This window comes from Corynebacterium stationis, assembly GCF_001941345.1.
Taxonomy (GTDB): Bacteria; Actinomycetota; Actinomycetes; order Mycobacteriales; family Mycobacteriaceae; genus Corynebacterium; species Corynebacterium stationis.
On sequence record NZ_CP009251.1, the window covers coordinates 2,666,805 to 2,687,266 of the forward strand.

Sequence of the window (20,462 nt, forward strand, 5' to 3'; positions counted from 1 at the left end):
CTAGTACGTCCACGCAACCTTCGCTTGGGCACAACTTGAACACATCTTGGGGATAGTTATCCACAGTTGTCCACAGCCGCCTGTGCAATTTGCAGGTCAGCGGCAATTTTCCCTTTTTAACCCTGAGGAATAGTTTGAACTATTCCCCATTTACACAGCTCACAGGTGGTTTCTGCTACGAAAATAGCAGCTTAGAGCAGCGCTTTTCGATGCACCTATATAGCTGAAGTTATCCACAGGTTTGCGAAGTTATCCACAGTTATCCACAATAGTGCACAGTTGTCCACAGATAAAAAGCACGCAGGCCCCGATGCCATTCCCACCTCACATAGGAATGATACTTCGGGGCCTGCGCGCTAAATGCTGTTGTCGTTGGGTCTATAAATTTCTAGAAATTATGACCGTCGAACGCGCCAATTATTAGGCAGCGACGACCGAGAAATTAATCTTGCCGAGAACGTCAGCGTGCAGCTTGACCTCGACCTGGTAGTTGCCAGTCTTCTTGACTAGGCCCTTTGGCAATTCGATGATTCGCTTGTCCAAGTTAGGGCCGCCAGCCTTCTTGACTGCGGCAACAATATCATCAGCGGTAACAGAACCGAAGAGCTTGCCCTTGTCGGAGGTCTTGACCTCGACAACAACCTTCTCCAGCTGCTCGAGCTGAGTGCGGACCTCACGTGCATGGTCCAAGTCGCGGATTGCGCGAGCTTCCTGTGCACGCTTGATGCCTTCAATCTGCTTCTCAGCGCCGCGGGTAGCAACAATTGCCAAACCGCGTGGAAGCAGGTAGTTACGTCCGTAACCGTTCTTAACCTCAACAACTTCGCCTGGAGCGCCGAGGTTATCAACGGCAGCGGTGAGGATCAGCTTCATGATCCCTGCCTTTCACTTATATGTTTTTAAGTTGAATGTTGATTAATCGCTGACAGTAAATTTAGAACGGGGGTTCGTCATCTCCGCCGAATCCACCAGCTGGTGGAGCGGAGTTCCAAGGGTCATTAGCTGGCTGTGACTGCGCACCGGAAGATTGATTTCCACCGAATCCTCCACCAAAGCCACCTTGGTTGCCGCCGCCCTGGTTCCCACCAGGTTGTCCGCCGCCTTGATTTCCGCCAAAGTTGCCGCTTTGTCCACCCTCACGTGGATTACGGTTAACTTGTGCGGTGGCATAGCGTAGCGATGGCCCGACCTCATCAACGTCAATTTCAAAGACGGTGCGATTCTCACCCTCACGGGTTTGGAAAGACCGTGCCTTTAAACGACCGGTAACGACAATGCGCATGCCCTTAGTCAGGGATTCTGCGACATTCTCAGCCGCCTGGCGCCAAACGTTGCACGTCAAAAACATAGCCTCGCCGTCTTCCCACTGATTAGTCTGGGAATTGAAGCGACGCGGGGTGGACGCTACGCGAAAGTTCGCGACTGGTGCACCCGACGGGGTAAAACGCAGCTCTGGGTCAGCAACAATGTTGCCAACGACCGTGATATTGGTATCGCCCTGTGCCATGGTATTTGCCTACTCCTTGAGAATCGGATTAATGAGTTAAGCCCCAGTATCCGTTATTTGCTGTCTGTGCGCAGAACCTTGGTTCGCAGAACAGAGTCGTTCAGGCTCAGGCGACGGTCGAACTCCAGCACGGTCGCAGACTCGCACTCGAGATTTACAACAGCGTAAACGCCCTCTTCCTTCTTGTTGATTGGGTACAGCAAGCGACGCTTGCCCCACACATCAACGTTCTCAACCTTGCCGCCTTCAGAGCGAACGGTCTCGAGGAACTTGTCTAGGGACGGGGTTACAGTGCGTTCATCTTGGCTCGGATCCAAAATGATCATGACTTCGTAGTGACGCACGGACCTCATCACCTCCTATGGTCTAGTAGTTTCGGCCACATCACCTTTGCGGACATGGCAGGAGGGTACGTTGCGTCAAGCAACCTCAACAGCGTACCGCAAAGCAGCACGGATCGAAAATCCCCCGCACCAGCAAAATCTCTGTAGATTTAATAGCCGTGCGAGGTCGCGGCATAAAATACCGCGCAGGTAACCGGAATGATGGTCAAAAGGACAAGTGCCGCAATTCCCAGCGCCAGCGGAACCCGGCGGTCTTTACCGCGCTGGAAGGTGTAATAAGCGCTCAGGACGCAGATAAAGCCCAAGCCAATTGACACGATACCGATGATGGTGACAACACTCATGGCTATCATTATGGCCCATCACCGGCTAAAACCAACGATCCTTAAGTCGGCCCTTTGGGCAGTGCTTAGTTGAAGAGATCTTCTAAGTCACCAATGACATCATCGACTGTCGGCGGTTGCGGCAGGTTCGGTTCATTACCGCCACCGCCTCCACCACCGCCGTTGTCGCCATTATTGCCGCCGCCGTTTGATGGACTCGTGTTCTCCGGCGACTGCTCTTCTTCGCGGTTCGCCTCATCGTTGCCGTCTTCATCACCTTCGGTGCCTTCACCGTCGGTCTCAGAATCTTCAGTTGTTGCTGCATCACCGGAGGAGTCATAGTTCCAAGATGAATCCCACGCTGTGGCGTTGGAGAGCTCATTGAAACCGTAACTTACGGGCACGGCTTGTGGGAAGGACTCCCACTCGGCATCGGCAAGCGAAGTGTCTAGAATCTGCTTCCAAATTTGCGTTGGTGCACCGGCGCCGTACATGACACCACCCCAGGCGTTGTTAATCGCAGAGGCATTATCCGCAGCGCCAACCCAGACAGCCGATGCCAACTGTGGCGTCGAACCAATCATCCAGGTGTCCTTGTTCAGGCCCGTATCACCCAACTGGTGGGTACCGGTCTTCGCAGCTGACTCGCGGCCACCTGCCAAAGCACCGTTGGACCATCCTGCAATAGGCTTCATCGCCTGGATGACATTGTCGGCTACCTGCTGGGAAACGCGGCGCTCGCCCTCATCAACAGGGTGCTCGTAGAGTACTTCACCGGAGTTGGTTTCTACGCGCTGAACAAAGTACGGGTCGTGCCACACGCCGCGGTTGGTTAAAGTTGCCATCGCTACAGCCATATCCAGCGGGCGGGAGCGGTACTGGCCCAGCACGATGCCTTCATAAGGCTGCTCGCCATTTTCGGTCAAGGTGCGCTCAATCCCCGGCAAGGACTTGGCTACGCCCAAGGCATAAGCCATGTCAGCGGTGTCCTGGGTGGTGTTTTCCAAATCCGCCTGCAGACGCATAAAGGAAGTGTTGTAGGAGTGCATCAACGCTTCTTCAATAGAGCACACGCCACAGGTGGTATTTGAAACATTACCCACGGTAATCCCGTGCAGGTCATAAGGCGCCGAAGAGTAGTTCTGGCTCAGCGGAATACCTTGCTGCAGCGCTGCCGCAAGTGCCATCACCTTGAAAGTCGAACCGGTTTCAGTAGGACCATTGGCATAGTCCCAACCCTCAGCCTCGTTCCCACCGAAGTAACCACGCACTGCGCCTGTCGATGGATCGATGGTCACCGCTGCCGCACGCGCATCTTCTTGCAGCGGAGCAAGGTTGGCATCGACTGCATCGACGCTGGCATTTTGCACAGTCGGGTCAATCGTGGTGGTAATACGCAAACCGCGAGTGTTGACGTCATCTTCGGAGATGCCAACTTCTTCGAGTTCCTCAATCACCTTGTTCTTAATGTGCCCATTCGCACCGGTGGCTTCGGTATAAGCCGACACCGCCGATGGTTCTACGGTGTGCGGAAATTGCATGCCAGCGCGCTCTTCGGCTGGTAGCGTGTCCATTTCTACCAAGCCATCGAGCACGTAATTCCAGCGCTGCTCGGACTGCTGCGCATCAACGGCTGGGTCCCAGTTGCTTGGCGCCTGGATGATACCGGCGAGCATGGCGCCTTCTTCAACGGTGAGCTCTTCAACATCTTTGTCGAAGTACGCCAAAGAAGCGGCCTGCAGACCGTAAGCGTTGCGGCCGAAGTAAACGGTGTTGAGATAAGCGTTGAGGATGTCTTCCTTCGACCACTGGTTGGTCATCTTGATGGAATACACCAGCTCACGCGCCTTACGCACATAGGAGATCTCATTGCCGACCAGCGTGTTTTTCACGTACTGCTGGGTAATTGTCGAGCCACCACCGGCGGAGTCATCGCCAGTAACCTTGCCGACGACCGCGCGCATCAGGCCGGTAAAAGAGAAACCTGAGTTAGTCCAGAAGTCACGGTCTTCAGCAGCCAAAACGGCGCTTTCGACATGATCTGGGATCTCTTCTAAGCTCACGTGGGTGCGGTTTCCTTCCGGCGGCACAATCCGCGCGAGCTGCGTATTGTTATCCGAAGCGTAGATCGTCGAAATCTGGTTATTGGCCAGGTCTTCTGGCTCGGGAACCTCATACTGCACATACGCATACGCAAACATTCCGCCGGGAATGACGATGCAGATTGCGGCAATAATGAGCACAATCCACGGCCAACGGCGGGTGCTTTTCCTGCGCCTACCGCCCGCAGACGGAGTCGTTTCCTTCTTATCGCTCACCTAAACGCGCCTTACTTCCATATAGCTTTAATAATCGCCGGGTATATCACTGGGGTCTAATACTACTGCGATACATGCACGTTAACACTTTCGATAGGCAACTTCGGAGGTTAAAAGGTGGTTCCATCGACAGCTGCGACAAACCTCTACGGTATGAACAGTAAATTCTAGGCCTTCTGCAACAAATTCGGCGATTTCTTTCTCACTGCGCGCACTACCCGCGCGCCGCCCCAAGACTTCGCCATAGACCCAGCGCGTATTGCGCAGTACAGAGCCACAAATGGGGCAGGCACGTTTCGAATCAACACCGTGGTGGGTGGCTGCCGCGCGCAGCAAAAAGTCAGCGTCGCAGACATCGTCTTGCGCGAGCCGTCCGGCTCGCAGCTCGCGCAGGGTTGCTGCGCGTTCCCATTCATGGGACACCTTGTGCTTATACGCCACTTGAGGTGTTATGCCACTCACTTTTTCCACCTTCATATCATCAACTTTATCGATCCACCTCGCCACAAAGTAGCACTTGAGAGGCCTTCCTCCCTAGGGTTGGGAGTTCAAGGCTTAACCAAAAATTATAATCAAGGAGCACATTTAGAAAATGGCCTCACAAGTAAAGGTTGCCATCGTTGGCATTGGCAATTGCGCCACTTCCCTTATCCAAGGCGTGGAGTACTATCGCAACGCCGCGGTCGATGAAAAAATTCCCGGCCTCATGCATGCACAGTTTGGCGACTACCACGTTGGCGATATTGAGTTCGTTGCAGCCTTCGACGTCGATGCAGCCAAGGTAGGCCAGGATCTTTCCGACGCCACCCGCGCATCCCGCAACTGCACCATCACCATTGCTGAGCTGCCACACCTGGGTGTGGAGGTACAGCGCGGTGTCACTTTAGATGGTTTGGGCACACATTACCTGGAAACTATTGAAGAATCTGACGCAGAGCCTGTCGATGTCGTTCAGGCTCTGAGAGATTCCGGCGCAGATGTCGTAGTGTCCTACCTTCCAGTTGGCTCAGAAGAAGCGGATAAGTTCTACGCCCAGGCAGCTATCGATGCAGGCTGTGCTTTCGTCAATGCCTTGCCAGTTTTTATTGCCTCCGATCCTGAGTGGGCACAGAAGTTCACCGACGCTGGCGTCCCTATTGTTGGTGATGACATCAAGTCCCAGGTCGGCGCGACGATTACCCACCGCGTGATGGCCAAGCTTTTTGAAGACCGCGGCGTGCGCCTCGAGCGCACCATGCAGCTCAATGTCGGCGGCAACATGGACTTTAAAAACATGTTGGACCGCAACCGTTTGGAATCCAAGAAGATCTCCAAGACTCAAGCTGTTACTTCTAACTTGAAGGATTCCCCGCTCGCGGGCAAGAAGGAAGACCGCAACGTGCACATCGGTCCATCCGACTACGTCGAGTGGCTCGATGACCGCAAGTGGGCCTATGTCCGCTTGGAAGGCTCCGCGTTCGGTGAGGTTCCACTAAACTTGGAGTACAAGCTCGAGGTGTGGGATTCCCCGAACTCCGCCGGCATCATCATCGACGCGGTGCGCGCGGCGAAGATTGCGCTCGACCGCGGCATCGGCGGACCCATCCTGCCGGCGTCCGCTTATTTGATGAAGTCTCCGCCGCAGCAAATGCCTGACGATGAAGCGCGCGCTGCACTCGAAGCCTTCATCGTCGACGCCAACTAGCTTGCACAACCACGCTTTCGGACACGCTCTCACATGCGTTAGCCCCCGAAAGTGTGGTTTAGCTTTATACGGAAATATTTTAGGGCCCAAAACCTAACCTTTTGGTCAATTAACAACACATCGGACGAGGTGGGCGGTATCATATTTTTATGACTGAAGCTAATAAAAACTCCCCGTCCAGTCTCGAAGACGCCCTAGAAGTCGCAACGGAAATTCAACCGGCGCTTAATAAATTAGTCGTGATTTTTCAGCGCACCACCGAAGGTGGATCGCTTACCACTTCGCAGGTCTCGATTATGAACCAGCTCAAAGCTCGCGGCGCAGCGCGCGTTAGCCAGGTCGCGGCCGCTGAGCTTATCCGCATGCCCACGGCATCTAATGCGCTTTATCAATTAGAACAACGCAATCTTATTGAGCGTAGCCGCGATGAAAAAGACCGCCGCGGCGTTATGGTGCAGCTGACTAAGAAGGGCGAAGCCGAACTTCAGCGCGTTAGCGACGAACGTGCCGAGGCTTTAGCAGAGATTCTACGGTGGCTGGATGCTGAGGGTTTGCAAACAGCACGTGAGGTTTCCGATTTGATTAATAAGCTCGCGGAAATTTATCGCCCTACCCAGGATTCACAGAAATAGTGTCGGATCTCTAAGATGAGGGTGTAGAACGCATCCCTTTGACCTGACGTTGTTTCTTTATGCCGCTGAATTCAGATAATCGCGCTTTTCGCATCCTTATTTCTTGGACGCCGGCTTCCGGCGGCACTGAACCGATCGAGTATGCCGCTTGGCTTGCTCGCACCACAAAAATTGAGGTTCGGGTAGTTTCCGCCTTCGTCCAACCCTGGCATGAAGTTTCCATGCAGAAATTGGGCGGAAAGTACCATAAATGGTTTGCCCAGGAAGCTAAGGCCTGCAAGCAAGCGGTCAAAAGTACTTTGCAGGCAGCAGGGATTGCCCGCGATCAGTGGAACAAGGACTATTCCGTGCTCATGGATGGTCCTTCCAAGCCGCAGCTTTTAACCCAAGCTGCTGAGGACTTTGAGGCCGACTTGGTGCTCTTAGGAACAAACCAAGGTGCAGCGAAAGGTCGCTTCGTGGCGGGTTCGACCGCCGATAGCCTTTTGCACTACTCGCCTATTCCCGTAGGCCTTACCCCGCGCGCGGTGAAACTATCCAAACATGGTGTCACTCGTTTGAATTTTGCGATGACTGAGGAGCAAGGCAGCAATGATTTGCCCGCGCTTCTCGATGCCGCCCAGCTCGCCGCCCAGTGGAAAGTTCCCCTGCGCATCGTCGTCTTTTCTTCGCATGGACTAGTTGCCGCACCTATTCACGACAAGCTCGACGTTGCTTTAGAACTGACTTCGCAGTGGCGCGAGCATTCCTTAGGGCGCCTCGATATCGCGCGCGAGAAGGTGGGCGAACAATTTCCCGATCTAGAAATCCGTACTGAGATTGGTTCTGGGAAGGGATGGCGCGCAGCAGTCGACTCTTTGAAGTGGAAGAAGGGCGATTTAATCTGCTTGGGCTCTACTCCGATGGGCGCTATCGAACGCGTATTTATTGGTTCCCGCGCCACGGAATTGCTGCCGCATCTTTCGGTACCGATTATCGTATGGCCTTCGCGGAAACCAAGCTAGTAGGGTTAAATGCATGAGCGCTCGTCGATTTGATTTCACAGGTCCAGATCACCCTGAAAATGATCTGTCCACGGACGCGGACTTTGCCAATATGCCGCGTCCGGAACCGCACTCGCTCGATGACTTAGCCGATGAGCCAGACCCGGCAAAAATCGCCGAGTTAAACCGCGCTTCCACACGTCAAGCCGTGTGGTTTACCATCATCACGGTCGCGCTTTCCTTCGCTATCGCGATCGGACTCCTGGTCATTTTCCGCCTGGTGGGCGGCCCAGACTGTACCGCCGGCGAAGCCGTGTGGTTTTGCTCCAATAGTCAGCGAGTCATCTGGATCATTGGCGCATCAATCGTCCCCATCGTTGGCCTTTTAGCCTCCGGGCTTATTCTGGTTCGCAAACTGCGCAGCTACTTACGCTGGCGCCCATGGATGGGCGCCTTTTGGATCATGGTTCCACACTGCATGTTCTGGCTGCTGCAAACCCTGCTGGAGCTCTCGAACGTGCTGAACTCCTAGTCAGTTTCAGTGCCCGCTTCGGCGCCAGTTTCGGCAGCGGCAAGCTCCGCTGCTACTTGTTGGCAGTCCTTGCGGCCGCAATTGGCGGTCGCGGTGTGCGCAGCGCAGTCATCACACAGCAGCACCTGCTGGCGGCAGGTATCTTCGTTAACGCAGTTGACGAAGGTATTGGTACCGGCACCGCATTGCACGCAGTGGCCCAGCTGAATGAATCCGGGGTCCTTGACGCCAGCACCAAATTCGTGGTGCATGCGCTTGTCAAAGACGTACATGGAGCCTTCCCACAGGCCCTCGTTGCCGTACTTTTCGCCGTAGCGCACGATACCGCCGTCGATTTGGTAGACGTCTTTGAAGCCGCGGTTTTTCATCAGCACGGATAGAATCTCGCAGCGAATACCGCCGGTGCAGTAGGAGACAATCGGGCGGTCTTTCATCCAGTCATATTTGCCGGATTCGATTTCTTTGATGAAATCGTGCGTGGTTTTCACATCGGGCACCACGGCATTTTTGAACTTGCCGATTTCGGCTTCCATCGCGTTACGGCCATCGAAGAAGACCACGTCATCACCATGCTTTTCAACAAGCTCGTTGACCTCTTCTGGCTTGAGGTGCACACCGCCGCCAATGACACCGTCTTCATCGACTTTCAGCTCACCCGGCGCGCCAAAGGCAACGATTTCGTCGCGGACTTTGACCGACAGACGCGGGAAGTCTTCGGCATCGCCGTCGGACCATTTGAAGGCCATCTTCTTAAAGCCTGGGTATTCCCTGGTTTTGCGTACGTATTTTTTGCACGCTTCCATGTCTCCGCCCACGGTGCCGTTAATACCGTGTTCGGAGATCAAAATACGCCCCTTCAGACCCAAGGATTCGCAGAGGTCGCGTTGCCACAACATGATGGCCTCTGGGTCTTTGAGAGGGGTAAAGCTGTAGTAGAGAAGAATTTTGCCGATGCTCACGGGCATTAGTCTAAACCCGTAATTCCACTTTGTGGAATCGTGGCCTTCGTCCGCTTTCCGCCTCTTCTCGAGTTAGTGTTGTCGCACCCCGAATATTCCCCCGGTTGATTTTTCTTTCGGAAAATCTACCGCTTTTGGTACAAGGCCTTCTTGCGCGCGAAGACTGGGTCAGAGGTTACCAGCACGCCGAGGTTACGGAAGATGCCTTCGTCGACCGAACCGAGGATCGTGGTGGTGTGCACGTCGCAGCCACGCAGCTGCTTGATGACATCAAGAGCCCGGCGCGCATTTTCGTCTTTCGCTGCAGACACAGACAACGCAATCAATACTTCATCGGTGTGCAGTCGCGGGTTCAGCGAGCCTAGGTGCTTGGTCTTGAGCGACTGAATCGGCTCAATGGACTCTGGTGAGAGCAACAAGGTCTCATCGTCAATGTCGGCCAAGTACTTGAGTGCGTTAAGCAGCATCGCTGCTGAGCAGCCCAAAAGTTCGGAGGTACGCCCACGAATGATGGTGCCATCGGCAAGCTCAATAGCGGATGCGGCATCGCCGGTTTCTTCGGCGCGCATGCGTGCGGGAGCCACTACGCGGCGGTCGGTTTCTTTAATGCCAGCTTTGGCCATGACCACAGCGGCGCGCGAGGACCAAACATCATCAAGGCCGGCGCGGGCTTCATCGACAAGCGTCTTGAAATAGCGGCGAATGATTTCCTGCTCGCTGGCTTTGCGGCAGACCTCATCATCGGTGATGCAAAAGCCCACCATATTTACGCCCATGTCCGTCGGAGACTGATAAGGCACATGCCCGGTCATTTTCTCCAACAGCGCCGAGAGCAGCGGGAAGGCTTCGACGTCGCGGTTGTAGTTGACCGCGGACTCACCATGGGCCTTGAGATGGAAGTGGTCAATGACGTTGGCGTCATTTAAGTCCACGGTCGCAGCCTCATAAGCCAGGTTCACTGGGTGTTCCAGCGGTAGGTTCCACACTGGGAAAGTTTCAAACTTCGCGTAGCCAGCCGTCTTCCCAGAGTTCAGTTCGTGGTAGACCTGCGACAGGGCCGTTGCCAGCTTGCCGGAGCCCGGTCCCGGTGCGGTGACCACCACGAGGTCGCGGGTGACCTCGGCGTATTCATTCTTGCCAAAGCCTTCTTCGGAGACAATGACATCAGTATTGGTGGGATAACCGGCAATCGTGCGGTGTTTCGCAACCTTGAGACCCAACCGGCGCAGGCGCTCAACTACTGCGACTGCCTGTTCATTGCTTTCTTCAAACTGGGTCATCACAACATGTTCGACCAAAAATCCGCGCTCGCGGAAGATATCAATCAAACGCAACACATCATCTTCGTACAAGATGCCTAAGTCGGCGCGGACTTTTTGCCGCGCGATATCTTTGGCGTTGATGCACACCAAGATCTCGACATCATCTTTAATGCGCTGAAGCATCGCAATTTTATTGTCCGGCGTGAAGCCGGGTAAAACGCGAGAGGCGTGCATATCGTCGAAAAGCTTGCCTCCCATTTCTAGGTAGAGCCGGCCTCCGATGTCTGCACGCCTTTTATTGATGTGTTCGGATTGCAACAAGATGTATTTCTCTCGGTCGAATCCTTGTGCATGCGTCATCTAGTGTGCCTTTCTCGTTCGCGTTCAATCACTGAATGTACCGGAAAAACTTATAAACTATTCAATATGCCTGAAGGACACGTAATTCACCGTTTAGCCCACACGTTTAATCGAGATTTTCGCGGGATGGATTTGCAGGTGTCCTCACCTCAAGGCCGTTTTGCCGCGGAAGCCGAGCAGTTAGATGGGCACCGCTTGGAGCGCGCTGAGGCATGGGGGAAGCATCTTTTCTTGCTTTTCGATGCCCCCTCGCCATCCCACATCATCTACATCCACTTAGGGCTTATCGGGCAGTTTTTATTTGAAGACCCGGATACCCTGCGTGGGCAGATTAGGCTGCATATTTCGAATGGCGAGCAGGCGGCGAATTTACGGGGTCCGCAGTGGTGCCGGCTGATTACCGAAGAAGAATATGAAGCACAGCTTGCGAAGGTCGGTTGGGATCCGCTGATTGCCGGCACCGATCCGGCACCGCTGCAGGCGAAGGTGCAGCGTTCCAAGCGTGCGATTGGGTCCTTGTTGTTAGACCAGGGACTCTTTGCCGGGGTCGGGAGTATTTATCGGACCGAGGTGTTATTCCGCCAGCAGATTGTGCCATTTCGCCCGGGAAATGAGCTTTCCGATGCCGAGTTTTCCGCGCTGTGGCAAGACCTCGTGGCATTGATGCAAGATGGCGTGGACGTGGGCCGGATTGATACGGTCGCGCCCGAGCACACCCCTGAGGCGATGGGACGCGATCCCCGCAAGGATGACCACGGTGGTGAAGTCTATGTCTACCGGCGCGAGGGCTTGCCGTGTTATGTCTGCGGAACCCCGGTGGTCTCACGCATTATGGAAGGTCGAAAGGTATTTTGGTGCGCGACGTGTCAACGATAGCCCCTGCTTTAAGCCCGGTTTTTAGCCTGGAGGCTGCGCGCGCTGCCGAAGAAGAACTTCTATCACGCGAAGTAGAGTCCGATGCGTTGATGAAGAAAGCCGCTCAAGCCTGCGCGGAAGTCGCCGCCGCGCTGCTCCCCCTACCTGGACAGACTGAGCCTGCTCGCGTCCTCGTGGTGGCAGGGCCTGGCGGCAATGGTGGCGATGGGCTTTTTGCCGGCGCGCATTTAGCACTGCAAGGGCACACGGTGCACGCCGTTCTAACAGCTGACACCGCGCACGAAGCAGCGCACAATACTTTTCTTGCAGCTGGCGGGCAGGTCGTCTCAGCGCAAGACGCCTCGACGAACGGTATGTATGACCTAGTAATTGATGCGGTCGCGGGTCTGGGTTCATCGCGTGAAGCTACCGAGGAAGTGGCAGCCTTGATGGCGTGCGGGAAGAAAGTCTTAAGCATTGATGCTCCCACGGGCTGTGGAACCCAGCGCAGCGTGATTGCTGATGCCACGATTACCTTCGGTCACGCGCGCACCGTGCACGCCGAGCATCCTGAGTGCGGCGAGGTGTTGATTGCGGATATTGGGCTAGCGGAGATCATCGGCAAGCATGCGCCCGTGGGTTATACCAGCGCTGAGCCTAGCTGCGATAGCAACCTGTGGGAATCGCCGCTGCCTGAAGGTATTGCTCGCCTGGCTGATACCGGTCCCATTCCGCGGCTTATTCCAGGGATTTTTGATAATAAATACACCCATGGCGTCACGGGTATTGCTGCAGGAAGTGAGCAATTCCCAGGTGCTGGCATCATGTGTACCGCAGGTGCTGTGCACACCACTACTTCGATGGTGCTGACCATCGGCGATATCACGAACTTTCCTGAGGTTGTTCCCGTCAAAGACGTTGCCGCAGCCCGGCGCGTGGATGCCTGGGTGGTGGGCCCTGGCCGCGGTACCGACGGTGCTGCGCTTTCTGAGCTTGAAGAGATTCTAGATTCCAAGCTTCCGGTGGTTATCGACGCCGATGCCATCACCTTAATCGCTCAGCATCCGCACCTGCGCGAGCGTGTGCGCGGGGCAGTCTTAACCCCGCACGCCGGCGAATTCGCACGTCTAGGTGGTAAAAGTCAGCAACAGCTCAGTGATGAGCTTGGCTGCCACATCCTACTCAAAGGGCGTATCACCACGATTACTTCCCCGCATGAGCTGCCGGTAAGTATAAATACCGGGAATTCTTTCGCGGCTACCGCAGGTTCTGGCGATGTACTCGCGGGCGTTATTGGTGCTTTGCTCGCGTGGCGCTCCGTACATCACCCCACCCAAGATTCGATGCAACCCTCGATGCAGGAAACCCTGCTTTCGGCGGTAGCTATTCACGCGCATGCTGCAGCGCTGTCAGCCAAACAGCCGGAAGGTTATGCTCCAACGACAGCAATGGGGATAGCCACAGCTCTAAGCCGGGCTATCGCCAAGTTAAACAACCGTTAAGCTCTGCGGATCTAGTGGGTTGCTAATGCGTCAGCATTTGCAACGCGCCCGTCGCGGACTTCGACAGCTTGGTCGACGTAGTCCAGCAGACGGCGGTCGTGGGTGACCATCACGGTGGCGGTGTTCATTTCGCGGGTAAGTTTCGCAATCAACGCCATGATTTCCTGGGACAGGGAGGAGTCAAGGGCGGAGGTGGGCTCATCGGCAAGCAAAAGCGCTGGCTCGGCCATCAAGGCGCGCGCGATATTGACACGCTGGCGCTGACCACCGGAAAGCTGCGCCATGCGGCGACTGCCCAGGTTGGCCAAACCGACCTGCTCGAGCAACTCATCGGCACGCTGCGGGCGCATGCGCACCCCGCGGATGTGGTCCATAATCAGCAGCTGTTCGCGCACCGTCAACGATGCCAAGAGGTTTGCTTGCTGAAAAATCACGCCGATATTCTCACGGCGCACCTTGGAACGGGTCTTATCATCCGCGCCGGTGAGATCGATGCCGGCGACTTCTACGCGGCCAGAAGTCGGAGTGACCAGGCCAGCAGCAACGGAGAGCAGGGTGGATTTACCGGAGCCGGATTCACCGATAATGGCGGTCAGCTCGCCCGGCTTGGCGGATAAATCAGCCTTGTCTAATGCGGTGACGGTGGATTCTCCATCGGGGTAGACCACTGTGGCCTGGGTTATCTCGAGGGCGTGAGTGTTCTTATTCATGTTAAGCATTTCCTCCAAGAGCAATCATTGGGTCAGTTTGAGAAACCTTGCGGGTAGCAAGCAGCGCGCCAAGTAGTCCCAGCAACCAGATGCCGACGGTGGGGACAACCACGGTGGCAGCGCTTAGTTCAAAGGGCAGGACACCCGAGGCAAGGGCTCCAAGCCCCCAGCCGATAAGACCGCCAAGGCCTGCCCCGATGGTCAAGATGACTGCGGCTTGGCTCAGTGAGTCTTTGAGCAAGTAGTTTCCGGATGCGCCCAGTGCGCGCAGGATGGATAGGTCGCGGGTGCGTTGGATGGTCCACACGGTCAAGAAGGCAATGGTCACAAGAGCCGAGATGACGTAGAGAAAACCCTGCATGGTCAGCAAGGAGCCTTGTTCCGAGGAATAAGAGGCAAGTCCTGCGAAAGCTTCTTTGAGGGAGACGGCATCGGGGTCGTCAGCATCGGTAAGCAGCACCGTGCCGCGAACATCAGCTGGCGCGTGGGTGATATCGGCCCAGTTAGAAAGGCTGATCCACACCACAGGTGAGTGGGAGTAGTACAAATCAGGCACAATCGCAGTGATTTCTTGGGCTTGTCCGGCCAAGGTGACTTCCTCGCCTAAAGCAAGGTCTAGTTCCTCAGCGGTGGTCTCAGCAATGGCAATGCCCTCACCGATGGTTTCATCAGTGCCGGGGATAGCGTTGCCTTCGGCCAGGCCGAAAATGCCCACGCCTGCGGCGGTGTCATTGGCCTCCATGCGAGTCTGCCCCACACCCAGTGCGGTGGCATTGTCGTGCGCGCGAATGTCATCGGCAGTAATGGCGGATTCGGTAAAGGAAGGCTCCTCCGAGCTAAAGACCACGCCGGCTGGGTCAAGGGCCTCAAGCGCTGAGGTATTTTGCTTACCCAGCCCGCCGGTTAGGCCGGAGAGCATAACTAAAAGGAGTGTGATCATCCCGACGACGCCGGTCATTAGCGCGAACCGTCCGCGGGCATACGCGATATCTCGAAGACTTAAGAACATGACTTCTATTGTGGTTTGCGCAGGTCACGTTGTAATCGGGTCGCTGGTTGGTTTGCTAATCAACCGTCTGGTTGATTCCTCCTCCCCTGTTTGTCACGCTAGCCTTGATGAGTGAGTACTTCGAATTTTTCCTCGCTGGTACGCGTGCTTGATGCGTTGCGGGTGGGCTTGCACATCATGTTTGCCTTTTTATTGGGTTTCGGTGTGCTTCGCTCGCTTTTCGATGCCCCACATAGCGCCGCCGTCCCCCTCTTTTCCGTGTTGATGGCTGGGTTGTATGTGTACGGCACGGTCTTAGAGCGGCATCGCGCGCGTGCGCAGGTGGAAATTTCTAACAGCGCCAAATATGCGTGGCTGACGGGCATTTTGGTGCTGTGGTTAATGTTGCTGACGCATTCGCAGGACTTTTTATGGCTGGAATTTCCGCTGGTGCTTTTGACCTTGCATATCGCAGCGCTTGTGCCGGCGCTGTTGATTTCCCTGGGGTTGTGGCTGGTCGCAGCGTTTGTGCCCTTGTGGCTGCATCCTGAAACCTGGGGTGTGGCAGCGGCCGTGGGTCCCTTGATTGGCACGGTCTTTGCCATTGCCATTTTCTTTGCCTATCGCGCACTACATGCAGAAATTGAGCATCATCGGGCGATTGCTAAGCAACTGCGTGCAACGCAAGAAGAGTTGGCCGCCAGTGAGCATCAAGCAGGCCGGTTGGAGGAGCGCGAAAGGCTTTCGCGCGAGATTCATGACACCGTAGCGCAGGGTTTAAGTTCGATTGTGCTGTTGGCGCGCGCAGCGAAAAGTAGTGCAGATCCGAGTTCGCAGTTAGCCACGATTGAGTCGGTCGCGGCAGATAATTTGGCTGAGGCACGGCGGTTTGTGCGCGATTTGGCCTCACCAGATGTGCAGCAGTCTTTGCCGGAAGCTTTGCGTTCCACGGTGGCACGCATGCGCGACCGGGGTGCAGGTTTGGGGGAAGACACGGAGTTCCGTCTAGAGTTTGCCGGGGATACCACCACCGCTATTCCGCAGCCGATTGCCGCTGCTGCATTGCGGTGTACCCAAGAAGGACTGTCGAATGTGGCCAAGCATGCCCATGCCTCTACTGTGGTGGTGACCTTAGGTATCTTTGCGGATGCTTTAACCATTGACATCGTTGATGATGGCGTAGGCATGAATACTGCTGATGCCTCAAACTCGACCTCTAGCTCGAGCTTTGGCCTGAGTGGTTTGCAGCAGCGCATTGCATCTTTAGGTGGCACGATGAGTGTGGAGTCACCACCAAACGGTGGGACTGCATTAGCAGCCCGGTTGCCGCTCACTAGTGAAAGAGAGGACCGCGATGAGCATTAAAGTCATGCTGATTGATGACCACCCCGTAGTACGTGCGGGTCTGCGCGCAATTTTGGATTCTTTTAGCGATATCGAAGTAGTCGCTGAAGGCTCCAGCGGCGCGGCCGTCGATAGACTTTTTGCACCGGAATCGCTCGCTGTCGATGTCGTGGTCTGCGATATTCAAATGCCGGGCGTTGATGGCATCTCCGCGACCCGGCGCGTGCGCGATAACGACGGGCCACCGGTGCTGATTTTGACGACTTATGACACCGAGGCCGATATTATTGCCGCGGTGGAAGCTGGGGCTTTGGGCTATTTGCTGAAAGATTCCCCAGAGCAAGTGCTTCACGATGCCGTCGTCGCAACCGTTGAAGGTCGCCGCACTTTATCGCCCGAGGTCGCAGGACTTTTGGCTGAGCGTGTGGGCAGGCCGCAGCAAGCGCTCTCAGCCCGCGAGATTGAAATCTTGCAGGCTTTGGCCACCGGCGCTTCGAATAAGGCCTTGGCGCAGCAGTTATTTATCTCCGAGGCCACGGTAAAGACGCACCTGATCCACGTCTATCAAAAGCTCGGCGTGGATAATCGCACGGCTGCGGTCACGGCCGCACGCGAACGCAAGCTGATTTAACTTGGGTCCCAGCTTTGCTGGGCGCGCGGGCGCAAAAGGGATTAAAGTGGCCTTACATGAGTGTTTCCCAGAATTTGCTAAGCATCGGGGGCAGCATCACTAATGCCCTAGGGTCATTAATCCAGCAGCGTAGCGTTGACGCGGAAGAGATTATTCCGGTCGGGTGGCACCGCCACAAGCAGGGCGTAGAGACACTCGCTCAAAGCTTCGCGGCGGTACCTGCCGGGCAGCGCGTGCGGTTGGCGAAGAAAACATCGAACCTCTTTCGCGGTCGCACTGGCGAGTCGGCGGGCTTAGATGTCAGCGGCTTGAACGGGGTCATCGAAGTAGATCCGGTGGAGCGCACCGCACAAGTACAGGGCATGTGCACCTATGAGGATTTAGTCGATGCGACATTGCCGCATAAGCTTGCGCCTTTTGTCATTCCGCAGTTAAAGACCATCACCTTAGGTGGTGCGGTAACCGGCATGGGTGTGGAGTCCACGTCTTTTCGCAATGGCCTGCCGCATGAATCAGTGCTGGAGATGGATATTCTCACCGGCACGGGTGAGATTGTGACCTGTTCACGGGAGAAGAATGTGGATTTATTCCGCGCTTTCCCGAACTCTTATGGCTCTTTGGGCTATGCCGTGCGGTTAAAAATTGAGCTGGAAGAAGTCGCGGACTTCATCGAGTTAAACCACGTGCGCTTTCATAATGTAGAAACCTATGAAGATGCCGTTGCGCATTACGTTGAGAGCCAGGAATTTGATGGCCAGCCGCTGCACGGAATTGATGGCGTATCTTTTTCACCGGAAGAATCCTATCTGGTGCTCGCGGTAGCAACGGACGCTCCAGGGCCGGTGTCTGATTACACGCGCGATGAAATCTACTACCGCTCTTTGCATCACTCCGCAGGAATTAAGCGCGACCGGTTGACCATCCGCGATTATATTTGGCGCTGGGATACCGACTGGTTTTGGTGCTCCCGCGCATTTGGCGCGCAACAGCCCAGTATCCGCAAGTTGTGGCCGCGTGAGCTGCGCCGCAGCTCTTTTTACTGGAAGTTGATCGGCATCGATCGCAGATACGATGTCGAGCACAGGTTGATTAATAAGCGCAAGGGCGAACCGCACCGCGAACGCGTAGTCCAAGACATTGAAGTCACCGTCAACCACATCGCTGACTGGCTGACGTGGTTCTTTGACGCGTGCGATATTCAGCCGGTCTGGTTGTGCCCGATTAAGTTAAGGGCATCGTCCGCCGTGCTAATTGGCACAGGCGAAACAACCAAAGATGCCAACGTACCGTGGCCTTTGTATCCGCTTGATACGAACACCACGTGGATTAACTTCGGTTTTTGGTCCGCGGTTCCCGGTGACCACGTCTCCGCGGATGCGCAGCCAGGTGCGTTTAACCGGGTCATCGAAAAGCAAGTATCTGCACTTGGCGGGCACAAGTCCTTGTACTCCGAGGCCTTTTATAGCCGCGAGGAATTCGAAAAGCTCTACGGCGGAACCTTGCCTCACCAACTCAAGGACAACTACGACCCACACCAGCGCTTTCCTGGCCTGTATGAAAAGACCGTCAGCGGTCAATAACTGCATAACAACACTAAATATCGAGCACAAGAAAGTAGATCTTAACGATGAGTACTGCATTTCAACCCATGACTGTCGGGGAAATTATTGACGCATTCATCGACGGCCATAACCCCTTTTATTGGAAAGCCTTCGACGGCTCCACCTCTGGTTCACCTGAGTCGAAGTACACGGTGAACATTAACTCCGCAGAGGGCTTGTCTTATATCGTGACGGCACCTGGCGATGTTGGGCTGGCGCGCGCTTTTGTCACCGAGGGACTTACGGTAGAAGGGGAGCATTTAGCGCACCCTTACGGCATCTTTGACGCCCTGCGCGAGCTAAACGGCAAGACGAGGAAACCAGATTTTGCGACGATGGCAAAGATTTTGCGTTCACTAGGTTCTATGGGCGCTATCCAGGTGCAACCGGTGCCAAAGGTAGAGCGCTCTTCGTGGATTGAACGCACCATTCGCAGCGGCTTATCGCGGCACTCTAAAGAGCGCGACGCGGATGTTATCTCCGACCACTACGATGTCGGCAATGATTTTTATGAGCTGTTCTTAGGCAAAGCGATGACCTATACCTGCGCCTACTACCCCACGGAAGACGCCAGCTTGGACGAAGCGCAGGAAAATAAGTACCGCCTGGTGTTTGAAAAGCTCAACTTAAAGCCCGGCAATACGCACTTGGATGTCGGCTGCGGCTGGGGCGGCATGGTGCGCTACGCTGCACGTCACGGGGTGAAATCGCTCGGCGTGACGCTTTCGCGCGAGCAAGCTAATTGGGCGCAGGCAAAGATCAAAGAAGAAGGCCTCGAGGACTTAGCGGAAGTGCGCTTTTTGGACTACCGCGATGTGCAAGAATCCGGCTTCGACGGCATTTCCGCCATTGGCTTGTTAGAGCACATTGGCGTGGATAATTACCAAGCCTTCTTTGAGTTTATGCACGACAAGCTGCATGAAGGCGGCGTGATGCTCAACCACTGCATCACATACCCTGATAATCACAAGACGGCCAAGGGGACGTTTATTGACCGCTATATCTTCCCCGATGGTGAGTTATCTGGCTCCGGCACGATTACTAGGTCGATGCAAGATATTGGTTTCGAGATAGTCCACACCGAATCTTTGCGCTTTGATTACATGCGTACGCTGCGGGATTGGTGTGAGAACTTGAAGGGTAACTGGGACCAGGCCGTGGCACTGGTTGGCCTGCCTACCGCCAAGCTGTGGGGAATGTACATGGCAGGTTCTGAGTGGGGCTTTGAGCACAACGTGGTCAATCTTTACCAGTTCGTCGGCATCAAGCTTGACGAGGAAGGCGGCCGCGCTGGCCTGCCCGAGCGCCGCTGGTGGAGCGATTCCATCTTCTAAGTATCACGTTTAGTGAGCTAAACGTGATACCGGAGTCCGAGGACGGTCATTGCACCCAAGAGCATCGCGAGCAAGATGACCAGCAGGCGCATCAGGCCGCGGTGCTCGCGTTGCGGAATTAGCGCAAGCGCACCGGCACCTAACACGCCGCCTAGGGTGTTGAAGAAAATATCATCGATATCGGTATAACCCAGTGCGAAGACGTACTGGGTTATTTCAATGCCCATCGAGCCGAAAAAGCTGGCGCCAACGGCGGCGATAAAGCTTTTCGTGCGCGCATAGATACCAGCCGCGAGCGGCATAAATAGCGCGGTATTGCCCAGCGAGTTCGTCCAGGGGGCGTACCAATAATTGGGGCGGTCGAAGCTATCGAAAAGCTGCGCATCGATGCTGCGAATAGCATGCGCTGATCCATCGACCACTCCGGGAATGTCCACGAAAGGCTTGCCCAAAGTCACCAACACAATGATGATTGTGGACAAGGCGATAGCCACAGGCACAGAAATACTGCGCTGTGGCTTCATCACCTGGGGCATGCGGGTCGAAGTTGAGATCATGATTGACCTAACTTAACAGGTGGATCTTAAAAGCAA

General features: G+C 55.2%; 21 protein-coding genes. 10 read left to right on the plus strand and 11 right to left on the minus strand.

Annotated elements, in window-relative coordinates:
- Positions 1 to 420: 420 nt before the first annotated feature.
- From rplI to CSTAT_RS12390, 6 genes are all read right to left on the minus strand, one after another.
- Positions 421 to 873: a 50S ribosomal protein L9 gene (rplI, locus tag CSTAT_RS12365; RefSeq protein ID WP_066796930.1), complete on the minus strand. Its 453-nt coding sequence runs from the start codon at positions 871 to 873 to the stop codon at positions 421 to 423.
- Between the two features lie 61 nt (positions 874 to 934).
- Positions 935 to 1,507: a single-stranded DNA-binding protein gene (locus CSTAT_RS12370; RefSeq protein ID WP_075723659.1), complete on the minus strand. Its 573-nt coding sequence runs from the start codon at positions 1,505 to 1,507 to the stop codon at positions 935 to 937.
- Positions 1,508 to 1,560: 53 nt separating this feature from the next.
- Positions 1,561 to 1,851, minus strand: a complete 291-nt coding sequence (gene rpsF / locus CSTAT_RS12375) for a 30S ribosomal protein S6 (protein ID WP_171974897.1) — start codon at positions 1,849 to 1,851, stop codon at positions 1,561 to 1,563.
- A 149-nt stretch (positions 1,852 to 2,000) separates the two neighbouring features.
- Positions 2,001 to 2,195 (minus strand): hypothetical protein, encoded by a 195-nt coding sequence (locus tag CSTAT_RS12380; protein WP_075723934.1) that lies wholly within the window; start codon positions 2,193 to 2,195, stop codon positions 2,001 to 2,003.
- Between the two features lie 65 nt (positions 2,196 to 2,260).
- Positions 2,261 to 4,492, minus strand: coding sequence for a transglycosylase domain-containing protein (locus CSTAT_RS12385; protein ID WP_075723660.1), 2,232 nt, complete (start codon positions 4,490 to 4,492; stop codon positions 2,261 to 2,263).
- Positions 4,493 to 4,573: 81 nt separating this feature from the next.
- The gene (locus CSTAT_RS12390) at positions 4,574 to 4,945 is read right to left on the minus strand and encodes a DUF5318 family protein (protein WP_244892942.1); all 372 of its coding nucleotides are present in this window, start codon (positions 4,943 to 4,945) and stop codon (positions 4,574 to 4,576) included.
- Positions 4,946 to 5,084: 139 nt separating this feature from the next.
- Here CSTAT_RS12390 and CSTAT_RS12395 point away from each other — a divergent pair, with 139 nt between their 5' ends.
- The 4 genes from CSTAT_RS12395 to CSTAT_RS12410 all read left to right on the plus strand — a co-directional run bounded on the left by CSTAT_RS12395 (position 5,085) and on the right by CSTAT_RS12410 (position 8,323).
- Entirely contained in the window at positions 5,085 to 6,176 is a 1,092-nt protein-coding gene (locus CSTAT_RS12395) for an inositol-3-phosphate synthase (RefSeq protein WP_075723662.1), read from the plus strand.
- A gap of 149 nt (positions 6,177 to 6,325) precedes the next feature.
- Positions 6,326 to 6,808, plus strand: a complete 483-nt coding sequence (locus tag CSTAT_RS12400) for a MarR family winged helix-turn-helix transcriptional regulator (protein WP_066796949.1) — start codon at positions 6,326 to 6,328, stop codon at positions 6,806 to 6,808.
- A gap of 59 nt (positions 6,809 to 6,867) precedes the next feature.
- Positions 6,868 to 7,812, plus strand: coding sequence for a universal stress protein (locus CSTAT_RS12405; protein WP_075723663.1), 945 nt, complete (start codon positions 6,868 to 6,870; stop codon positions 7,810 to 7,812).
- Between the two features lie 13 nt (positions 7,813 to 7,825).
- Complete coding sequence (locus CSTAT_RS12410; protein WP_075723664.1) at positions 7,826 to 8,323, plus strand: hypothetical protein; 498 nt, start codon at positions 7,826 to 7,828, stop codon at positions 8,321 to 8,323.
- On the opposite strand, the gene trhO is transcribed toward CSTAT_RS12410, so the two are convergent.
- Both trhO and CSTAT_RS12420 read right to left on the minus strand, forming a co-directional pair.
- A complete protein-coding gene (gene trhO / locus CSTAT_RS12415; RefSeq protein WP_075723935.1) occupies positions 8,320 to 9,282 on the minus strand; it encodes an oxygen-dependent tRNA uridine(34) hydroxylase TrhO in 963 nt (320 codons plus the stop codon). The genes CSTAT_RS12410 and trhO overlap by 4 nt on opposite strands.
- Positions 9,283 to 9,407: 125 nt before the next feature.
- Complete coding sequence (locus CSTAT_RS12420) at positions 9,408 to 10,904, minus strand: DUF1846 domain-containing protein (protein WP_075723665.1); 1,497 nt, start codon at positions 10,902 to 10,904, stop codon at positions 9,408 to 9,410.
- Between the two features lie 66 nt (positions 10,905 to 10,970).
- Between CSTAT_RS12420 and CSTAT_RS12425 the strand changes: the two genes are divergently transcribed.
- Complete coding sequence (locus CSTAT_RS12425) at positions 10,971 to 11,780, plus strand: Fpg/Nei family DNA glycosylase (RefSeq protein ID WP_066796968.1); 810 nt, start codon at positions 10,971 to 10,973, stop codon at positions 11,778 to 11,780.
- Positions 11,768 to 13,261, plus strand: coding sequence for a bifunctional ADP-dependent NAD(P)H-hydrate dehydratase/NAD(P)H-hydrate epimerase (locus CSTAT_RS12430; protein ID WP_244892853.1), 1,494 nt, complete (start codon positions 11,768 to 11,770; stop codon positions 13,259 to 13,261). Before CSTAT_RS12425 ends, CSTAT_RS12430 begins: the two co-directional genes overlap by 13 nt.
- Before the next feature lie 11 nt (positions 13,262 to 13,272).
- On the opposite strand, the gene CSTAT_RS12435 is transcribed toward CSTAT_RS12430, so the two are convergent.
- Positions 13,273 to 13,980, minus strand: a complete 708-nt coding sequence (locus tag CSTAT_RS12435) for an ABC transporter ATP-binding protein (protein ID WP_088859281.1) — start codon at positions 13,978 to 13,980, stop codon at positions 13,273 to 13,275.
- Positions 13,973 to 14,980 (minus strand): FtsX-like permease family protein, encoded by a 1,008-nt coding sequence (locus tag CSTAT_RS12440; protein WP_075723666.1) that lies wholly within the window; start codon positions 14,978 to 14,980, stop codon positions 13,973 to 13,975. Before CSTAT_RS12440 ends, CSTAT_RS12435 begins: the two co-directional genes overlap by 8 nt.
- A gap of 177 nt (positions 14,981 to 15,157) precedes the next feature.
- Here CSTAT_RS12440 and CSTAT_RS12445 point away from each other — a divergent pair, with 177 nt between their 5' ends.
- Genes CSTAT_RS12445 through CSTAT_RS12460 form a run of 4 tightly spaced genes read left to right on the plus strand, consistent with a single transcriptional unit; the run spans position 15,158 to position 19,869 of the window.
- Positions 15,158 to 16,324: a sensor histidine kinase gene (locus CSTAT_RS12445; protein ID WP_075723937.1), complete on the plus strand. Its 1,167-nt coding sequence runs from the start codon at positions 15,158 to 15,160 to the stop codon at positions 16,322 to 16,324.
- Complete coding sequence (locus CSTAT_RS12450) at positions 16,314 to 16,934, plus strand: response regulator (RefSeq protein WP_066841182.1); 621 nt, start codon at positions 16,314 to 16,316, stop codon at positions 16,932 to 16,934. The genes CSTAT_RS12445 and CSTAT_RS12450 overlap by 11 nt, the downstream gene beginning before the upstream one ends.
- A gap of 56 nt (positions 16,935 to 16,990) precedes the next feature.
- Positions 16,991 to 18,514: an FAD-binding oxidoreductase gene (locus CSTAT_RS12455; RefSeq protein WP_075723667.1), complete on the plus strand. Its 1,524-nt coding sequence runs from the start codon at positions 16,991 to 16,993 to the stop codon at positions 18,512 to 18,514.
- Positions 18,515 to 18,561: 47 nt separating this feature from the next.
- Positions 18,562 to 19,869: a class I SAM-dependent methyltransferase gene (locus CSTAT_RS12460; RefSeq protein WP_066796992.1), complete on the plus strand. Its 1,308-nt coding sequence runs from the start codon at positions 18,562 to 18,564 to the stop codon at positions 19,867 to 19,869.
- A gap of 17 nt (positions 19,870 to 19,886) precedes the next feature.
- Here CSTAT_RS12460 and CSTAT_RS12465 read toward each other — a convergent pair whose 3' ends face one another.
- Positions 19,887 to 20,426, minus strand: a complete 540-nt coding sequence (locus CSTAT_RS12465) for a VanZ family protein (RefSeq protein ID WP_082869561.1) — start codon at positions 20,424 to 20,426, stop codon at positions 19,887 to 19,889.
- Between the last annotated feature and the right edge of the window lie 36 nt (positions 20,427 to 20,462).